We start from the raw sequence: 17,832 nt of genomic DNA, 5'->3' as shown, positions 1-17,832 counted from the left end.
CGTCTGAGAATTGGACCTGAACCGATGAGAAAGCCCCCCGTCTTATTCATCCTCGCGCTGGGCCTGACGGTCTCGGGCTGCGCGTCGATTCAGTACCCGCTGCCGTCCTGTGACGGCTCTGCCCGGCGGCCGCTCAATCGGTCCGTCTGGGATTGGAACGCCACCTCCATGACCTCGCAGCCGGTTCCGGCCGGGCTGGAAGTGGCGGCCGGCGTGAAGCCGGCCGCGAGTTGAGGGGAGGGGATGATGGTGCCTACCAAAAGCCTCGACGAGTATTTCGACAGGGCGCGCCGTTTCGATCAGGATCGGGTGATCGCGGCGAACCGCTCGCGCAAAGTCGCCTGGACGATCGCCGGTTTGTCGGGTGGCGTCGCGCTGGTGGCTGTGGCGGCCGTCGCCGGCCTCACGCCGCTCAAGACGGTGGAGCCCTTCGTGGTGCGGGTCGATAATTCGACCGGCATTGTCGATGTGGTGTCGGGCCTTAAATCGGGTCCGCTCGAATATGACGAGGCCGTGCGCAAATGGTTCGCGGCTCGTTATGTGCGCGCCCGTGAGGGCTTCGCGGCGAGCGAAGCAGAAGAGAGCTTCCGGGCGGTGATGCTGATGTCGGCGCCCGCGCAACAGGCGCAGTTCGCGGCCTTTTTCAACGGCCGCAATCCCGAGAGCCCCCAGAACATCTACGGGGAGCGAGCAACGGTCCGGATCAAGATCAAGACCATTGCCCTGATCGGCTCGAACGTCATGCAGGTCCGCTACCTGCGCACTATGACGCGGGGCGATGAGGTGAACCAGACGCACTGGATCGCCACGCTGACCTATTCGTTCGTCAACGCGCCGATGTCCGAGCAGGACCGGCTTGTGAACCCGCTGGGCTTCCTGGTGAGCGATTTCCGAGCGGACCCGGAGGTAAACTGATGAACCGCTTCACCATGCTATCAGCGGTGATCCTCATGGCGGCTTCCGCGCCGATCGGCACAGCGCTCGCGCTGGAAACGCCGGTCGCGGCGCCCCGCGATAGCCGCATCCGCTTCGTCCAGTTCGAGCCGTACAACGTGGTGCGGATCATCGGTACCCTGCGTTCATCGGTGCAGGTCGAATTCGCGCCCGACGAGGAAATCGTGCACGTCGCCACGGGCAACAGCATTGCCTGGGAGGTAGCGCCGGCGGGGAGCATTCTGTTCCTCAAGCCGCGCGAGAAGCAGGCCGTGACCAATCTTCAGGTCGTCACGGCACGTCGGGACGGCTCGAAGCGCAGCTATCAGTTTGAGCTGACGGTTCGGGAAGGGGCGGTTGGTCCCGGCGCCGACACCTATTTCCTTGTGAAATTCCGTTACCCCGGCGACGAAGCCGAGGAGCGGCGCCGGATCGCCGCCGCCAGGGCGGAAGCCGAGAAGGCGAACCAAGCCGACAAGGTGCTGGAATTTCACGGTGCGTTCGGGCCGCGCAACTGGCGCTACTCGGCGCAGGGGTCGCAGGTCATCGAGCCGGCGTCGGTCTACGACAATGGCAAGGTGACGACGTTCGCGTTTTCCGGGAACACGCAGGTTCCGGCGATCTACATCGTGAACGCCGATGGGTCTGAGAACCTGGTGCCCAGCTCGACCGATGGCGATCTCGTCATGGTCCATGCCATTGCCGCGAAATTCGTGCTGCGGCGCGGCCGGGAAGTCACTTGCATCTTCAACGAGGGGTTCGTTCCGGCCGGGATCAATCCCGGCACGGGCACCACCTCGCCATCGGTGCAGCGCGTCGTGAAGCCGTCCGCCACCTCGACCCCGGCACAGTGAGGAAAAACCGATGTCCGATGCCGATCATGAGAAGGATGGCCTCGCCGGTGAACGCGGCGCACTTCGTGCTCCGCCAAGCCGCTTTGGGATCGACGCCAGGAAGCTCCTGGGCGGGGCCGCGTTCATCGCAATTGGTGCTGCGGCCCTGGTCTATTCCGCGCTCGGGAATGAGAAGGCGGGTGAACCGGCCAAGCCGGACAACGTCATCCGCTCCAATGTTCCCTATGAGCCGGCGCCGGTGCAGCTGCCGAAGGTCGAGCCAGTGCCCGCCCCCGTCCGGGAGCGCGCCGCCGCTGTTGTGGCGCCGCTGCCGCAGGAAGAGCCTGACCCGCTTCTCGGCTCCGCAACCCGCGCGCCGGTCATTGCCTTCAGCGCGGGAACCGCGCGCGGCGGCCAGGGTGCGCCGCGCGCCGCAGGCGACGACGCCTATGTGCCCGCGCAGCAGCAGCGATCCGAAGACGAAGCGCGCTTTCAGGGGCTGTTGAAGCCGACGATCCTGCAAGGATCGAAGGCGGGCACTCTGGGAAATCGGAACTTCATCGTGGCTATGGGCGCCTCGATTCCGTGTGTGCTGGAAACCGCCCTCTCGTCGGACCAGCCCGGTTTTACCAGCTGCGTCATTCCGCGCGACGTGCTTTCGGACAATGGCCGCGTCGTGCTGATGCCGAAGGGAACGCAGGTCGTGGGCGAATACCGGGGTGGGCTGCGTCGTGGTCAGAGCCGGCTGTTCGTGCTCTGGACGCGGGCAAAGACGCCGGATGGGGTCATTGTCTCGCTGGCGTCGCCGGCGACGGATGGCCTCGGCCGGGCGGGGTTCGACGGCTATGTCGATACCCATTTCTGGGAGCGTTTTGGTGGCGCCATTCTGATGTCGATGATGAGCGACATTTCGAGCTGGATCGGGGATGAAATCTCCAAGGGCAGCGAAGTGTCGGCCACTCAGACCACGAGTTCGGGCGAAGACGCCGCCGCAATCGCTGTCGAGCAGTCGATCAATATCCCGCCGACCCTGATCAAGCATCAGGGCGAGGTGGTGTCGATCTTCGTCGCGCGCGACCTCGATTTCTCCAACGTCTACGCGCTGAAAGTCACAGAACCGCTGCGCAAGGTCTACGATCGCGGCGTTCTCGGTGACTTCGGCGTAGCCGATCCCTTGATCACGAAATAGGCCGCCGGCCGCAACTCGGGGACATAGCGATGACTGCCAAGCAGGACCCGTTGGTCGTGCGGGCGCTCCTGCGCCCGTTCGACCCGTTTCTCACCGACGACTCGGTGTTCGAGATCGTCGTGAACCGGCCGCAGGAGGTGCTGGTCGAGCGCCGCGACGGTTGGATAGCGTATCCCTTCCCTGAGCTGACATTCGAGGCCCTGGCCAGCCTGGGCAAGGCGGTCGCGACCTGGTCGCACCAGACGATATCGGATGCGCGTCCGCTGCTCTCGGCAACGCTGCCGGCGGGCGAGCGTATCCAGATCGTGTTTCCGCCGGCCGTCGGCGCCGGAACGGTGTCGATCACGCTGCGCAAGCCATCGTCCAAGACCTTCACGCTCGACCAGCTCGACACGTTCGGGCTCTTCAACGACGTGAGGACGATTGTGCAGTGCAATCCGGCCGATGAGACGCTGATCGATTTGCATCGCAGGGGAAACTGGTCGGAATTCCTTCGGCAGGCGGTTCGCGCGCGCAAGAACATCGTGATTTCGGGGGCGACGGGCAGCGGCAAGACGACCCTGTCGAAGGCGCTGATTGCCCATATCCCGCTTGATGAGCGGGTCATTACGGTCGAGGACACGCCGGAGCTGGAGATACCCCAGACGAACGCGGTGCGCCTCTTCTACTCGAAAGGCGGGCAGGGCGTGGCGAAGATCGGGCCGACCGAGCTTCTGGAATCGTGCATGCGGATGCGGCCTGATCGTATCCTGCTGCAGGAGCTGCGCGACGGCACGGCCTTCGATTACATCGTCAACGTCAACTCGGGGCACCCGGGCTCGATTACGACGGTGCATGCCGATAGCGCGCTGCTGGCGATCGAACGGCTGACGCTGCTGGTGAAGCAGAGCGAGGCCGGCCGGGATCTCGCGCGTGACGACGTGCGGGCGCTGTTGAACACCATGGTCGACATCGTCGTGCAGTGCCACAAGGTGGCCGGCCGCTTCCGCGTCACCGAAATCGACTTCGCGCCGGCGCGGATGTGGGGCGCGAGCACCATTGGCGAGGATGCACCGTCGACGGTCGCGACGCGGAAGCCGGGGCTTGCGGCATGAATTCCATCATCCTCTGTGAAAAGCCCTCTCAGGCCCGCAATCTGCGCGCCGCCCTTGGCGATCGGCATGGCCGCATCCTGGCCGCGCAAGGCCACCTCCTGCGTCTGGAAGTCCCGGAGGAGGTGAACCCGGCCTGGAAGGTCTGGGGCCTCGACGTGCTGCGCCCGGCAAAGGGCCGCTATGGCTGGCGTCCGGACGAGGGCAACGGCAAGGCCGAACGTCTCGATGAGATCCGCAAGGCGCTGTCCGGCGCCGGCCGGGTGATCATCGCCACGGACTGCGACCGCGAGGGGCAGGCGATCGGCGAGTCCCTGGTTCGGCATCTTGGCTTCAGGGGCGAGGTGCTGAGGGCCATGTTCACAGCCGAGGACGAAACCTCGCTGCGGGCGGCATTCGCCGCGCTTAAGCCGAACGCGCATTGGGGCAGGCTGTTCGAGGCCGCCGTGGCACGGGCTCAATCGGACCAGATTTTCAATCTGACGATGACGCGGGCGGCAACTGTGAAACTGAGGCCGGAGGGTTGGCGCGGGCCGCTTGGCATCGGCCGGGTTCGCACGCCGACCCTGGGGCTGGTCTGCGCGCGCGAGTTGGAGATACGCGGCTTCACCCCGCGCGATTTCTACGAGATCGAGGCCGTCGTCGCCGGCGCCGCCGGCGAGGGGTCCCTGTGGTATCGCCCGCGCGGAGACGCGCGGATCTTCGATCCGGACAGGGCGGACCGCATTGCGCTCGCGGCCGCGAGCTATCAAGGCCCGATCGAGGTCTCACGAGAGGCGCGGAAATCTGTGCCGCCGCGCCCGTTCGATCTGCCGTCACTGCAGAAGCACGCCGGCAAGTGGGGATGGAGCGCAAAGAAGGTGCTCGATGTCGCCCAGGCGCTCTATGAGCGGCACAAGCTGATTACCTATCCCCGGGCGGAAACCCGATATCTGCCGGAGAACCTGGTGCCGAGCGCCGGCAATCTGCTCGATGCGCTCCGCGGTATTGGCGAGCTGGCGCCGCAGCTGCCGGCCGTGCCGGTCATTCGCAAGGGCAAGTCCGGTCTTTGGTCTGACGCCGGCATCGCCGGCGCCAGCCATCATGCCCTTATCCCGAACGTCAACGCGCCGAACATGTCGGCCGCCGTGGCGGCGCTGGATCATGACGAGCGGGCGCTGTTCGACGCGATCGCGCGGGCCTTCATTGCCGCGATCTCGCCGGACCATGAGTTTGACGAGACCACGCTGTCTTTCGCCATCGAAGTGCCGGCGGCGCCCGGTTCGGTCGACGTGGTGCGCTTTCAGGCGCGAGGGCGCGTCGTCACTCGCCCAGGCTGGAAGGCCGTCCTTGAGGACGAGGAGAATGGGGAGGACGATGAACAGGGCGATGACGCCGTGCTGCCGGCGTTCGCCAACGGCGACACCGTCTCCTGCAACTCCGTGAGGGCTCGCCCGCGTCAGACGACCGCGCCCAAGCGCTATACCGAGGGCGACCTGATCGACGCGATGCACAACGCTTGGCGCTTTGTGAAAGACGAGGCCGAACGCGAGCGCCTGAAGGAGGCCAAGGGCATCGGCACCCCGGCGACGCGGGATTCGATCCTGGAAGGGTTGAAACGTCAGGGCATGCTGGTCCTGGACAAGAAGAACCTGGTCCCAACCGATCTGGCGCTCTGGCTCTACAAGCTGCTCTGTGAAAGCGCTCCTGAACTGGTCGACCCGGGCGCGACCGCGCGCATGGAGGCCCGCCTCGATGACGTTCTTGCCGGCTCGGCCGATGCGGATACGGTGATTGGAGAGATAGCCGATCGCGCCGGCGGCCTGGTGGCGCGGCTCTCGGAGGTGACGCCGGCGACGTCGCCGACCTTCAAGCGTCCGCCCTCGGGCGCGATGCTGGCGGCCGCCAGGGACAAGGCCAAACGGGAAGGCACGCGCCTGCCGCGTGGCGCCGCTGATGACGCCGAGATCTGCCGCACCTTCCTCGGTCCGCGCCGGCTGGCAAGCGCGGGACCTTCGGAAAAGCAGCTCGCCTACGCTCAAAAGCTGTCGGAGGAGACCGGGATGGACTTGCCTGAAGCGGCGCGGCTCGATGCGGCGGCTCTGTCGAAATGGATCGACGCGGCACGGTCTGCCGGCGGAAAGGATCTCGCATCGCCCAAGCAGCGCGAGTGGATCGCAAAGCTGGTGGGGGAGGGCGCAAAGCCGCCGCGCGGCTATCCCGATCGGATCGGCGCCAACGACGCACGAGCGTTTCTCGACAAGGCGTTTGGGAAGAAAGCGGCGCGCCGCTGATCGCGGCGCCCGTATAAATGACCGGCAAAAGCGAAGCCTCACCCTGCCTTGTTCCGTCACGCGGCGGGTGAATGCCGACATGGCGGGACAACCCGTTCCTGAGGCAGCAGCTGTCAGGGTCGACCGATCAACGATCGTGCTTTAGCACGGACCTGGGCCAGCTCTGAATCGGATATCCGACCTTTGAAGCTGGCGGCTCGGATCCGCCAATCCAGGGATTTTACCTGATCTGCCAGAACGGCGACTTGTCGCTCGTCCTCAATCGGCACCTCAAATGGGTACCCCTTGCGCTTGGTCGTCAGGTGGCAACACAAGATCAGCCCAAGGCGATTATAGGATGCGGGAGATAGCACGACGGCAAGGCGATGCCCCGCTTGCTCGTGTCCGGCTTGCGGTGAGAATTGAAGCCAGACGATATCGCCGGCTTCGGGAACATAGGCCACCACCTTAAAGTGCCTCTTTTCCAGCGGGCTCACCGATATCGACTTCCTCGTGCATGTTCTCGGGCGTGATAGCAGCGATCAGCTCATCGAGATCATATTCGAGGCTCTTGATCGGCTCGATGATGATGGCGCCATTGTTAGAGCGGATATCAACGGGCTGGTCCAAGCTCAGCCCTGCCTCGGCCAGCATTGCGGCAGGAATTCTGACCGAGGCACTGTTACCCCATTTTTTCACAACAGCGCGCATCGCGACCCTCCTGTAGCAACAATGTCGCTATTTTCGGGCCAAATTTCCCGAGCGCCGCGCTTGGCCCGCGTGCTGTAGGCGAGGGGCGCCGCAAAACTGCGGGAGCTGGTGCAGAGCACCGGAGCGAGGGAACTGACGCGCCGACCGGGGTGAAACTACGAACACCTATGTCATTGATATTTCGCTAGTTTGATGACCGGAAACGATCAGAGGCCGAGCGGTGCGGCAGGGCTCCTCTGCAATCATGATGCGAACACGCCATGGGATACGACGTCACTCGATCTCGTTTTTCATTCAACGCGCCCCCCTCATTCTTCTGCGGGAGAGAGGTCAAACGTCTCGTCGGGAAAGAAGCGCGCGAGGCGGATGTCCGCCGTCCGGGCATGCCCTTCCATGCCTTCCTTGCGCGAGATGCGGGCCGTGACCACGCCAAGGTCGCGCGCCGCCGCACGGGTGGCGCGCTGCCACGTCACCGTCTTCATGAATTTGTGCACCGACAGCCCGCCCGTGTAGCGCGCCGCGCCCGAGGTCGGCAGCACATGGTTGGGGCCCGACGTCTTGTCGCCGAAGGCCACCGTCGTCTCCTCGCCGAGGAACAGCGAGCCATAGGCCTGCAGCCGCCCCAGCCACCAGTCGAGATCGGCCGCCTGCACATGCAGGTGCTCGGGAGCGTAGGTGTCGGCGACGCCGGCCATCTCCTCGGCATCGCCGCACAGGATCACCTCGGCATAGTCGGCCCAGGCGGCGCGGGCGCTGGAGCGGTTCGGCTCCGGCAGCGCCTCGATCAGATCAGGCACGCGCGCCATCACCGCCTCGGCGAGGGCCGCCGAGGTCGTCGCCAGCCATACCGGCGAATTATAGCCGTGCTCGGCCTGGCCGATCAGGTCATTGGCGATGAACTCGGCATCCGCGCTTTCATCGGCGAGGATCATGCTGTCGGTCGGCCCGGCGAACATGTCGATGCCGACGCGGCCATAGAGAATGCGCTTGGCTTCGGCGACATATTGGTTGCCGGGTCCGGCGAGCACGTCCGCCTTGGGCAGACCGAACAGGCCGTTGGCCATCGCCGCCACGCCCTGCACCCCGCCGAGATTGAGGATCACATCCGCCCCGCACAGATCCATGGCGAAGACGATCTCGGGCGGAATACCGAGGCCCGGCCGGGGCGGCGAGCAGGCCACGACATGGCGCACGCCCGCCACCCGCGCCGTGGTGATGGTCATGATCGCGCTGGCGATATGAGAATAGCGCCCGCCGGGGACATAGCAGCCGGCGGCCTCGACCGGGATCTGCTTCTGCCCCGCCATCAGACCGGGGATCACCTCGATGCTGCAATCCAGCACCGTCGCCTTCTGCGCCTCTGCAAAGCGGGCGATGTTGGCGTGGGCGAAGCGGATATCGTCCTTGGTCTTGTCAGGCACGCGGGCGATGGCCGCCTGCCGCGCGGCGTCCGAGAGGACGATCTCGCCCTCCCATTTGTCGAACTCCCGGGAGAAGCGCCGCACGGCGGCCTCGCCTTCCGCGTCGATGGCGGCGAGCATGGCGGCGACGGCGTCGCGCACGTCGCCCTCGTCGGAATGGGCGGTACGGACGGCCTTCTTGAGATAGGTCACGGTCATGGCAGGGCTCACATCTTGCCCTTCCAGGGCACAATTCGGCGCTCGATCAGGCGCATCAGCATGTCGAAGAGGTAGGCGATCGCCGCGATCACCACGATGCCCATGATGACGGTGGAGGTCTGCAGGAACTGGCTGGCGGACAGCACCATGTAGCCGAGCCCTTCGGTTGCGGCGATCATCTCGGCCGCCACCAGCGTGGTCCAGCCGAAGCCGATGCCGATCCGCATCGCGGTGAGGATTTCCGGCAGCGAGGCCGGAAGAATAACGTAGCGCAGCACCTTCCAGCGCGAGGCGCCAAAGGAATAGGCGGCGTGGATCTGCTCGATCGCCGCCGATTTCACCCCCGCCCGCGCGCCCAGCGCCACCGGGGCGAAGACGCTGAGGAAGATGAGCAGTACCTTGGAGAGTTCGCCGATGCCGAACCAGATGATCATCAGCGGCAGATAGGCCAGCGGCGGGATCGGCCGGTAGAACTCGATCGGCGGATCGAGAATGCCGCGCATGGCCGGGCTCATGCCCATGGCGAGCCCGAGCGGAATGCCGATCACGCAGGCGAGCAGGAAGGCGCCGAACACCCGCGCGGCGGAAATCGCGATGTGCTGCCAGAACGGCGTGTTGGTGAAGCCGTCGCGGGCGACATCCAGAAACTTCTGAACCACGGCGCCCGGCGAGGGCAGGAACAGCGGCTTGATCCAGCCCATCTCGGTGACGAGCCACCAGACGAAGAGCAGGACGCCGATCGAGAGCAGCGAGAGCCAGAGCGTGTCGCCATCGCCCGGCACGCCATAGGCCTGCCCGGGCTTGACCGAGCGGCCACGGGCCAGGGCCTTGAGCCGGGACGAGAAGCGCGGGGCGTGCTCGTGATCGACGGGGCTCATGCGGTGGCTTCCTCGTCGGCGAAGATGATGCCCAGCACCTCTTCGCGCAGGGCGATGAATTCGGGGGAGGCCTTGACCTCGCGCGCGGACGCCCCGTCGAGGAAGCGCCGGGAGAACGGCAGGTCGAAGCGATGGGCGATGCGTCCCGGGCGCGGCGACATGACGATGAGCCGCGTGCCCATGAACAGCGCCTCTTCCACATCATGGGTGATGAAGAACACCGCCTTGCCGGTGCTGTTCCACACCCGCAGGATCAGCTGCTGCGCCTTCTCGCGGGTGAGCGCGTCGAGCGCCCCCAGCGGCTCGTCCATCAACAGAAGGCGGGGGTCGCAGGTGAGTGCCCGCGCGATACCCACACGCTGCTGCATACCGCCGGAGAGCTGGTAAACCGGCGAGTTCTGGAAGCCGTCCAGCCCCAGCAGGGCGATGTACTTCTCCGCCGTGGCATGGCGCTCGCGAAGCGGCACGTCCTGCATCTGCAGCCCGAACGCCACATTATCGCGCACATTGAGCCAGGGCATCAGCGCGTGCTTCTGGAACACCACCGAACGGTCGGCGCCCGGTCCGGTGACGGCCTTGCCGTCGAGCCGGATGGTGCCGGAACTGGGCGAGAGAAACCCTGCCAGCAGGTTGAGAAGGGTCGACTTGCCACAGCCCGACGCGCCGAGGGCGACAACGAAATCGTTGCGGTCCATCGTCAGGTCGATCTTGCGCAGCGCCTCGACCGGCGGTCGGCCATTGGCGGCCGGATAGACGACGGACACGTCGTCGACGATGAGCACCATTGCATGTCCTCCAAACCGCCGGGCGGGCCGCTTGTCAGCCCACCCGGCGTCGAGACGCGGAGCCTTATTTGGCGGTGGCGGCCTTGGCGATGGAGGTGTTCACGAACGGGGCGTAGCTCTCCGCCACCTTCTCGATGCGGCCGGCGCTCTTGAGGAACTCGGCGGTGGACTTGAGCGTCGCCGGGGCGCTGCCGAGCCATTTGTCGCTGAGCTGCTCAACCAGTGGCACGAAGGTGTAGCCCTTCATCGAGTCCGGGATTTCCTCGGGCGAGGCGCCGGTCATCTTGGCGATGGTGAGCACCTGCGGGCTGGTCGCGGTCCAGGCGGCCGGGTTGGCGAGATAGGCGGCATTGGCCTCGTCGGCGACCTTGGCGAAGGCGGCCATCTGCTTGAGGTTCTTGGCGGCGAACTCCTTGTCGACCACCCAGCCATCGAAGGTCGGGAACCCCCAGCTGGCGGTGGTGTCGGCGCCGAGAATGCGCTTGCCGGTCTTGATGATCCGGCTCTGGGCGGGTTCCCAGATGAAGGCGGCGTCAATGGCGCCCTGCTCCCAGGCGGCGGCGATCTGGTCTGGCGGCATGCCCATAATCGTGACCTCGCTCACCGGCACCTTCTCATGCTGCAGCGCGCCCATCAGCGAAAAATGCGCGGTGGAGCCGATCGGCACGGCGACGCGCTTGCCCTTCAGGTCGGCAACGCTGGCGATGCCGGTGCCGTCGCGAGCGATCAGGCTCTCGGCCTGGCCGATGACGATGGCGAGCATGAACATCTGGATGTCGACGCCCTGGCTCATGGCGATGGTCATCGGCGAGGAGCCGAGCTCCGACACCTTGACGTCGCCCGAGGCCATAGCGGCGATGATCTCGGCGCCGGAGGCGAATTTGCGCCATTCGATCTCCCAGCCTGTGGCCTTCTCGAACAGGCCCTCGGCGCGCGCCACCTGCATCGGCGTGGGGTTGCCGAAATGGCCGATGACGATCTTCTCCGCATAGGCGGAGCCGGCGGAAAGGACGAGGGCGACAGCACCCGCCATCAGACCTCGCATGGTCTTGCTCATGTCACTTAACTCCTCTGTCAGGTCGGTCGTGGTTGCGGGCCTTCTGTGGGCCCGTGAAGTCAGGCTTCCCGCGCGAGCGAGAAATCCAGGATGGCGCCCACCAGCACGTCCAGCGTGTCGAAGGCTTTCGCGCCCTCTTCGGCACTGTCGGCGAGGAGCGAGAACTCGGTGCAGGCGATCATCTGCGTGGCGACGCCCGCCTCCAGCAACTGCATCGAGGCCCGCCGGAAGATGTCGCGGGCGACAGCGTCGACACCCGACGCCTTGATGCGGCGGATGGCGTCGAGCAGCGCCTCCTCGTCCTCGGGGTAAACGGCCGTCAGCCCCGCCTGCCCGAGCTTGCCGTCGAACAGGCCGATGCGGCGAAGGGCGGGAGAGGCCAGCACGCCGATGCGTCCGTCGGGACCGGCAAGGCGCCGGGCGTGGGCGACCGACAGTGCCGTCATGTCGAGAAAGGGAATGGCCACCGCCGCCGTGATCGCCGGGGCGAAATGGTGCGCGGTGTTGCACGGCATGGCCAGCGCCTCGACGCCCGCCGCCTCCAGCCGCCGCGCCATGGCCACCAGCACCGGCGCGGGGTCCTCGCCGGTGCCCTCGATCAGCCGGGCGATACGCGAGGGCACTTGCGGGTTCTGGTCGACGATCAGCGGGACATGGTCGCGGTCATCCGCTGCCGGTACGGCGGCGATGACCCGGCTCATAAGCAGGACCGTCGCCTGCGGCCCCATGCCGCCCAGTATTCCGACCCGCCGCGGCATCAGCGAACGTCCTCCGCCAGGGTCTCATCCAGCGCACCGAGAATATGCGTGGCGATGAGGTCGCAATCGTCGAGCGTGAAGGTGAGCGGGATACGCATGTCGAACAGCGTGGCCAGCACGCGCTCGGTCTGCGGCAGGTCGTGCCGGGCGATGTAGCGCCAGCTCTGATGGGCGGAGGTGAAACCGACCGGCTCGGCCGCACCGAACCATTTCAGCTCCACGCCGCGCTCCGCCGCCGCCGCGAGAAGGGCCGTACAGCCCCCGGCGGACAGCGCCGGCGCGCGGAACTGAATCGAGGAACCGACATAGCTTTCCTGCGGCGGGCGGGCCGGCATCCGCACCGCCGGATGCGCGCCAAGCCGCGACGCGAGATGGTCATGGCGTGCGTTCCAGCCGGTGAGGCTGTCTTCGATGCGCGCGAGCTGCGGGCGCAGCAGGGCCGCGCGCAGATTGTCCATGCGCGCCGACATGTTGGGCGTGTCGAGCCGCACCTCGGCAAAGACCTCGGCGGAGGGCGCCGCGCCGTGACGCTCGTAGAGCATGTAGGAGCCGGAAAGCAGCACCGCCCGCGCCATCAGATCGGCATCGTCGGAGGTGAGCAGCCCGCCCTCGCCGGAGTTCAGGTGCTTGTAGGTCTGGGTGCTGAAGCAGGCCGCGAGGCCGAAGGCGCCCGACCTCCGCCCGTTCCAGCGCGCACCCATCGTATGGGCGCAATCCTCGATAACGCGCAGGCCACAATCGCGCGCCAGCGCGGCGAGCCGCTCCATGTCGCAGATATGCCCGCGCATATGCGACAGCAACAAAACGCCCGCGCCCGACTGGCGCGCCTTGGCGGCGAGATCGTCGAGGTCGATCACCAGATCGTCGGTGGTCTCCACCAGCACCGGCACCGCTCCGACCGACGCGATCGCCCCGGGCACGGGCGCCAAGGTGAAAGCATTGGTCAGCACGCGATCGCCCGGTTTGACGCCGGCCGCGCGCAGCGCGATCTGCATCGCCTGCCCGCCGGAAGCCAGGGCGAGGCAATAACGCGCGCCCTGCCACCGGGCGAACGCCTCCTCCAGCCGGGCCGCCTCCGACACCTCGCCGGGGGCGACGTTGTAGCGGTGCAGCCGGCCCGAGCGCATCACCGCCTCGGCGGCGGCGATGGCGTCCTCGGGGAGTGGCAGCTGCTGGGTGAAACTGCCGGTGAAGCGGGGCGGTCGCATGGCTCAGGCCGTCGCGCGGGCGGGCTGGTCGTCGGCGAAATAGGCGTCGTAACCGAACAGCGCCGCCGATCCGCCGGTGTGGAGGAAGACGATGCGCCCACCCTTCTTGAAGATGCCCTTGCGGACATAGTCGATGAGGCCGGCCGCGCCCTTGCCGGAATAGACCGGATCGAGAAGGATTCCCTCCAGTTCCGCGAACAGGCGGATGGCCTCCAGCGTGTCGGCGCCGGGAATGCCGTAGCCGCGACCGACATAATTGCTGTCGGCCACAACATCCTCGCGCCGCACCACGCCGGGGCAGCCCAGTTTCGCGGCGGTGCGCTCGGCGAGGGCGAAGACGCTCTCCTCCTGCTTCTGTTTGGGCGCACGCACCCCGATGCCGAGCAGCGGCACCTGGGCGTTGAGGGCCTTGAGGCCGACGATCAGGCCGGCCTGCGTGCCGGCGCTGCCCGTCGCGGTGACGATATGGTCGATGGCGAGGCCGATATCATTGGCCTGATTGATCAGTTCCAGCGCGCAATTGGCATAGCCGAGCGCGCCGGTCGGGTTGGAGCCGCCGCCGGGGATCGTATAGACCTTGCGCCCCTCACCCCGCAGGCGCTCAGCGACCGTCTCCATCTCGGCGTTCATGTCCACGCCGCCGGCGCGGGTCTCGGTCGTCGCGCCGTGCAGATGGTCGAGCAGCACATTGCCGTTGGTCTTGTAGTTGCGATCGTTCGAGCCCGTCCGGTCCTCCAGCAGCAGGTGGCAGGCGAGGCCGAGCTTGGCGGCGAAGGCGGCGGTCTGCCGCGCATGGTTGGACTGGGTGGCGCCCTGCGTCATCACCGTGTCGGCGCCCTGCGCCACGGCCTCGGCCATCAGGAATTCCAGCTTGCGGGTCTTGTTGCCGCCGGTGGAAAGCCCGGTGCAGTCGTCGCGCTTGATCCAGATCTCGGGCCCTCCCAGTTCGCGGCTCAGTCGATCGAGCCGCTCCAGCGGAGTCGGCAGATGGGCGAGGTGGATGCGGGGGAAGCGGGCGAAATGCATGAAAAGACCCTCAACTTGCGTAATTCGATGCTTACAGATCCTGTTCGCCACTTCAAATGCGAAATTATTCACTTAAGATGCAAATTCTGCATATTAGGAGGGGTCGATGCGACTGGAGTGGCTGGAGGATATTCTCGCGGTTGCAGAGACAGGCTCCTTCAGCGAGGCGGCCGAACGGCGCCGCCTGACGCAGTCGGCCTTTTCGCGCCGGGTGCAGCATATCGAGGACCATGTCGGCGTGGCGCTGTTCGATCGCTCGCGCAAGCCGGTTCAGCTGCGCCCGACCACCGCCGAACAGCGCGACCAGATCGCCCGGCTCGCCCGCACCCTGCGCCAGCTCACCGATGATCTGCGCCGGGGCGACCGCACCGCCGGCAACCGCCTGGTTCTCGCCAGCCAGCACGCCCTGACCGCCTCATGGGCGCCGCGCTTCATCAACACCATCCAGTCGGAGAATGCCGATATCTTCCTGAAGCTGAAATCGGCCAACCTCGATGAGTGCTTCGCCTTCCTGCTGTCGCGGCAGGCCGATATCGCCGTGGTGTACCGGCGCATCGGCGAGGAGCACCCGATCGCCGCCAACTACATCGAGACGACCATCATCGGCCGCGACCGGCTGATCCCGGTTTTTGCCCGCGCCCATGGCACCCGCCTCAACCGGCAGTTCGCCCATGGCGAAGTGCCGTTCATCGCCTACCCGTCCGAGGTCTTCCTCGGCGAGGTCATGGACCGGATCGTGCTGCCGGCCATCCAGGGGGCAAGCCACATGGTGCCCAAGGTGGAAACCGAGCTGACGCTCGCGGCGCTGGAACTAGCGGCGAACGGCATCGGCGTGGCCTGGGTGCCGGCGACGCTGGCCCGCGCGCGGATCGAGGCCGGCGATCTCGCCGATCTCTCGGCGAGCCTTCCCTATTGCGATCTCGACGTCACGGCCGTGCGACTGGCCAATCAGGCCACGCCCGTCGAGGCCACGGTCTGGGACCAGCTGTCCCGCATGGATGCGCCTGGTCCCGCAGGCGCGTCCGGGGCCGACATCGAGACGACATGAACGCACTTGGCAGTGGGTGGAACAGCCGGAACTGTATCGTCCAATGTCAACTCGGGCGTTCAATAGGCTGCGGTCGGCTAAACCGGCTACCAAGTCGGTGAAAAGTCTCAGGTCAGCGCCCGGAAGCTCAAATGGACCCGGCAGAATGCAGGTAACGGACGATCACCATGTCGCGTTGCATCCGGTGGGGTGCATTTGCACGGTGGGGAAGCATCCATACCCCAACAATTCACGACCACCTCGTACCCTAGCGCAGGCGAGCGTGAAAACGGCGATGGCGCGACCACTGGGGAATCAAACCGCAGTTTTCGCCGCAGACTGAGATCTGGCATTTGGCGCCGGGCGGGCTTGACGACTGGCAGTCCGAATATCGCCAGACGCTTAAGCAGGGGATCACATTGTACGGAAACGGCGAGAAAAACATGGTAGCCGAGATCCAGATTGGAGCGCCGACGACATGGAGCGCCGACGTCGCTGCGCAACAAGCGAGCCGAGCGTCCAGTGAAGGCGAAGCTACGGGGAGGATCGGGCGCCTGCCACCCTGCCGAACGATGTCGGGGCTGTGGGCCTCTTCGGTCGATCAGTAGATGATACCCTCGCGTCCATAGATCGACCGCGCCACTCCGATGAAATTGGTGAGCGCGTGGCTGCGATAGGCACGGTTCCAGACCAGGAGCGTCTCGATCCGTGCGGACGCGTCGGCGATCGGCTTGGTGACCACCGTTCGCGGCTGGAAGCGAACGATGCCGTGTGAGTAGACGGACACGCCGATCCCGCTGCCGACAAGACCGAGTATCCCCATCGCGTCGGAGATCTCGTACCTAGCCTCGATGCTGATGCCGGCGCGCGCGAAAATGTCGACGACGAACGGACGAAAGAAGTCCCATTCCGACATGCTGCCGAGCACCAGGGGAAAACGCGCCAGTTCCTCAAGCGTCACGCTCTCCCGCGTCGACAGGCGGTGCTCCATCGGCAGAACCGCGACCAGCGGCTCCAGCGAGATGGGCTGCGTCTCGAACTGCGGGTGCGTGAACGGGCCCAGCATGAAGCCTACATCGATGTCATTGCGCGCAAGGTCGATCTTCTGACCCTGGGTGCGGATGTATTTCAGCGTCAGGTCAACTTCGGGATAGAGCCGGGTGAATTTGTGCACCACCCGCGGCATCGCCTCGATGGCGGCAAACGACATGTAGCCGACCCGCAATTGCCCCTTCTTTCCCTCGGCGGCAATGCGCGCCGAATGAACGGCTGACTGAATGGTGCTGCCCAGCAGGCGAGTCCGCTCGTGGAAGATCTCCCCCGCCGCCGTCAGCGACACCTCCCGCGTGGTGCGACGTATCAATTGATAACCGAGCAGTTCCTCCATCTGACGGATGCGCCGCGACAGCGCACTCTGGTCGATCGCCAGCCGCTCGGCGGCGCGCCGGAAACTCAGCTCCATCGCCACGACGTTGAACGCTTCAATGTCGCGGGAATTGGGCAGCGCAGACATTGGCGGTCTCATGGTCCGGCGGCGCCAAGGTCAGGCGGAAAGGCGGGCGCGGCATTGATGTCATTTCGTCCATAATAATGGGGAAGACGGCAATGGCGTCAAGATAGGCTTGCCCTCAATCTAGGCATCAACACGGTGCTTAGCTGCTCTAAAGGCGTCCGAAGGATTGCCCAGGGCTAGGCTGCATCCGCCCGTTGGACGTCTTGCAGAGGACCTTGACCATGACCGAAATCGACAACGCAGCCCTCGATCGCATGTTGCAGCAAGCCTTTGAGACTGCGTCTCAGCTCTACAAGGAACGCGGTTTCCAGCGCCGCGTCGGCTTCGGCTCCCGTCCCGCTCTTATCAGCGTCGATCTGGCCAATGCCTGGACGCGACCGGGTAATCCCTTCACCTGCGATCAGGAGAAGATGAACGGCGAGATCATTCCCGGCATGCAGAAGCTGCTCGCGGCCTGCCGCGCCAATGGCATTCCGGTCGTGCACGTCACCACGGCCTATGAGATCCCCGACCGCACATCGGCCTTCACCGACATGGGTCTGTGGCATTGTAAGATCCCGATCGAAGTCGTCGATATCGCCAACAAGGACCTGTGGGCGATCGACAGCCGCATCGCCCCGGTTCACGGCGAATACACGCTGCTGAAGAAGCGGGCCTCGGCTTTCCACGGCACCGAACTCGCGGGAATTCTGCGCGCCAACGACATTGATACCATCATGGTGACGGGCGTCACCGCCTGTGCCTGCGTGCGGCAGACGATCTGCGATGGTCTCGCGGATGGTTTCCGCACCATCGCGGTCAAGGAATGCATCGGTGACCGCGTGCCGGGCGCAGTGGCGTGGAACCTCTTCGATATCGACGCCAAATTCGCGGATGTCGAGACCGTCGACACCTGCATGACCTACCTCAACGGCCTCCAGCGCGCCGCGGCCTGATCCGCCGGCGCGGCCGC

18 protein-coding genes are annotated in these 17,832 nt (G+C 65.8%); 8 read left to right on the top strand and 10 right to left on the bottom strand.

Annotation, left to right across the window (positions count from 1 at the left end):
* Positions 1 to 24 precede the first annotated feature (24 nt).
* From G3A50_RS21675 to G3A50_RS21650, 6 genes are read left to right on the top strand one after another with little or no spacing between them, the layout of a single operon-like run.
* The gene (locus tag G3A50_RS21675; RefSeq protein WP_163078000.1) at positions 25 to 234 is read left to right on the top strand and encodes a hypothetical protein; all 210 of its coding nucleotides are present in this window, start codon (positions 25 to 27) and stop codon (positions 232 to 234) included.
* A 12-nt stretch (positions 235 to 246) separates the two neighbouring features.
* Complete coding sequence (locus G3A50_RS21670; protein ID WP_163078419.1) at positions 247 to 915, top strand: VirB8 family type IV secretion system protein; 669 nt, start codon at positions 247 to 249, stop codon at positions 913 to 915.
* 35 nt (positions 916 to 950) lie between these two features.
* Positions 951 to 1,787, top strand: a complete 837-nt coding sequence (gene virB9, locus G3A50_RS21665) for a P-type conjugative transfer protein VirB9 (protein WP_425483495.1) — start codon at positions 951 to 953, stop codon at positions 1,785 to 1,787.
* 10 nt (positions 1,788 to 1,797) lie between these two features.
* The gene (gene virB10, locus G3A50_RS21660) at positions 1,798 to 2,955 is read left to right on the top strand and encodes a type IV secretion system protein VirB10 (protein ID WP_163078069.1); all 1,158 of its coding nucleotides are present in this window, start codon (positions 1,798 to 1,800) and stop codon (positions 2,953 to 2,955) included.
* Positions 2,956 to 2,984: 29 nt separating this feature from the next.
* On the top strand, positions 2,985 to 4,049 hold the full coding sequence (virB11, locus tag G3A50_RS21655) for a P-type DNA transfer ATPase VirB11 (RefSeq protein ID WP_163078066.1): 1,065 nt from the start codon (positions 2,985 to 2,987) through the stop codon (positions 4,047 to 4,049).
* Positions 4,046 to 6,319: a DNA topoisomerase gene (locus G3A50_RS21650; protein ID WP_163078063.1), complete on the top strand. Its 2,274-nt coding sequence runs from the start codon at positions 4,046 to 4,048 to the stop codon at positions 6,317 to 6,319. The genes virB11 and G3A50_RS21650 overlap by 4 nt, the downstream gene beginning before the upstream one ends.
* A gap of 113 nt (positions 6,320 to 6,432) precedes the next feature.
* Here the strand turns inward: G3A50_RS21650 and mazF are convergent, their stop codons facing one another.
* From mazF to cuyA, 9 genes are all read right to left on the bottom strand, one after another.
* The gene (gene mazF / locus G3A50_RS21645) at positions 6,433 to 6,765 is read right to left on the bottom strand and encodes an endoribonuclease MazF (RefSeq protein ID WP_163078416.1); all 333 of its coding nucleotides are present in this window, start codon (positions 6,763 to 6,765) and stop codon (positions 6,433 to 6,435) included.
* 1 nt (position 6,766) lies between these two features.
* Positions 6,767 to 7,009, bottom strand: a complete 243-nt coding sequence (locus tag G3A50_RS21640) for an AbrB/MazE/SpoVT family DNA-binding domain-containing protein (protein ID WP_163078061.1) — start codon at positions 7,007 to 7,009, stop codon at positions 6,767 to 6,769.
* A gap of 308 nt (positions 7,010 to 7,317) precedes the next feature.
* On the bottom strand, positions 7,318 to 8,628 hold the full coding sequence (hisD, locus tag G3A50_RS21635) for a histidinol dehydrogenase (protein ID WP_163078058.1): 1,311 nt from the start codon (positions 8,626 to 8,628) through the stop codon (positions 7,318 to 7,320).
* Between the two features lie 8 nt (positions 8,629 to 8,636).
* Complete coding sequence (locus G3A50_RS21630; RefSeq protein ID WP_163078055.1) at positions 8,637 to 9,506, bottom strand: ABC transporter permease subunit; 870 nt, start codon at positions 9,504 to 9,506, stop codon at positions 8,637 to 8,639.
* The gene (locus G3A50_RS21625; RefSeq protein ID WP_163078052.1) at positions 9,503 to 10,291 is read right to left on the bottom strand and encodes a taurine ABC transporter ATP-binding protein; all 789 of its coding nucleotides are present in this window, start codon (positions 10,289 to 10,291) and stop codon (positions 9,503 to 9,505) included. The genes G3A50_RS21630 and G3A50_RS21625 overlap by 4 nt, the downstream gene beginning before the upstream one ends.
* 64 nt (positions 10,292 to 10,355) lie before the next feature.
* Complete coding sequence (gene tauA / locus G3A50_RS21620; protein WP_163078049.1) at positions 10,356 to 11,348, bottom strand: taurine ABC transporter substrate-binding protein; 993 nt, start codon at positions 11,346 to 11,348, stop codon at positions 10,356 to 10,358.
* A 59-nt stretch (positions 11,349 to 11,407) separates the two neighbouring features.
* Complete coding sequence (cuyB, locus tag G3A50_RS21615; RefSeq protein ID WP_163078047.1) at positions 11,408 to 12,106, bottom strand: cysteate racemase; 699 nt, start codon at positions 12,104 to 12,106, stop codon at positions 11,408 to 11,410.
* Positions 12,106 to 13,314: a DegT/DnrJ/EryC1/StrS family aminotransferase gene (locus tag G3A50_RS21610; protein ID WP_163078044.1), complete on the bottom strand. Its 1,209-nt coding sequence runs from the start codon at positions 13,312 to 13,314 to the stop codon at positions 12,106 to 12,108. Before G3A50_RS21610 ends, cuyB begins: the two co-directional genes overlap by 1 nt.
* Before the next feature lie 3 nt (positions 13,315 to 13,317).
* Positions 13,318 to 14,340 (bottom strand): D-cysteate sulfo-lyase, encoded by a 1,023-nt coding sequence (cuyA, locus tag G3A50_RS21605; protein ID WP_163078041.1) that lies wholly within the window; start codon positions 14,338 to 14,340, stop codon positions 13,318 to 13,320.
* A gap of 106 nt (positions 14,341 to 14,446) precedes the next feature.
* On the opposite strand from cuyA, the gene G3A50_RS21600 reads away from it, so the two are divergent.
* The gene (locus tag G3A50_RS21600) at positions 14,447 to 15,388 is read left to right on the top strand and encodes a LysR family transcriptional regulator (protein WP_163078038.1); all 942 of its coding nucleotides are present in this window, start codon (positions 14,447 to 14,449) and stop codon (positions 15,386 to 15,388) included.
* A gap of 580 nt (positions 15,389 to 15,968) precedes the next feature.
* Here the strand turns inward: G3A50_RS21600 and G3A50_RS21595 are convergent.
* Positions 15,969 to 16,880, bottom strand: coding sequence for a LysR family transcriptional regulator (locus G3A50_RS21595; RefSeq protein WP_163078036.1), 912 nt, complete (start codon positions 16,878 to 16,880; stop codon positions 15,969 to 15,971).
* Positions 16,881 to 17,101: 221 nt separating this feature from the next.
* On the opposite strand from G3A50_RS21595, the gene G3A50_RS21590 reads away from it, so the two are divergent.
* Positions 17,102 to 17,815, top strand: coding sequence for an isochorismatase family protein (locus G3A50_RS21590; RefSeq protein ID WP_163078034.1), 714 nt, complete (start codon positions 17,102 to 17,104; stop codon positions 17,813 to 17,815).
* The last annotated feature ends 17 nt before the right edge of the window (positions 17,816 to 17,832 follow it).

It is taken from the genome of Ancylobacter pratisalsi (genome assembly GCF_010669125.1).
Classification (GTDB): Bacteria; Pseudomonadota; Alphaproteobacteria; order Rhizobiales; family Xanthobacteraceae; genus Ancylobacter; species Ancylobacter pratisalsi.
This window is presented reverse-complemented; position numbering and strand designations above follow the sequence as displayed.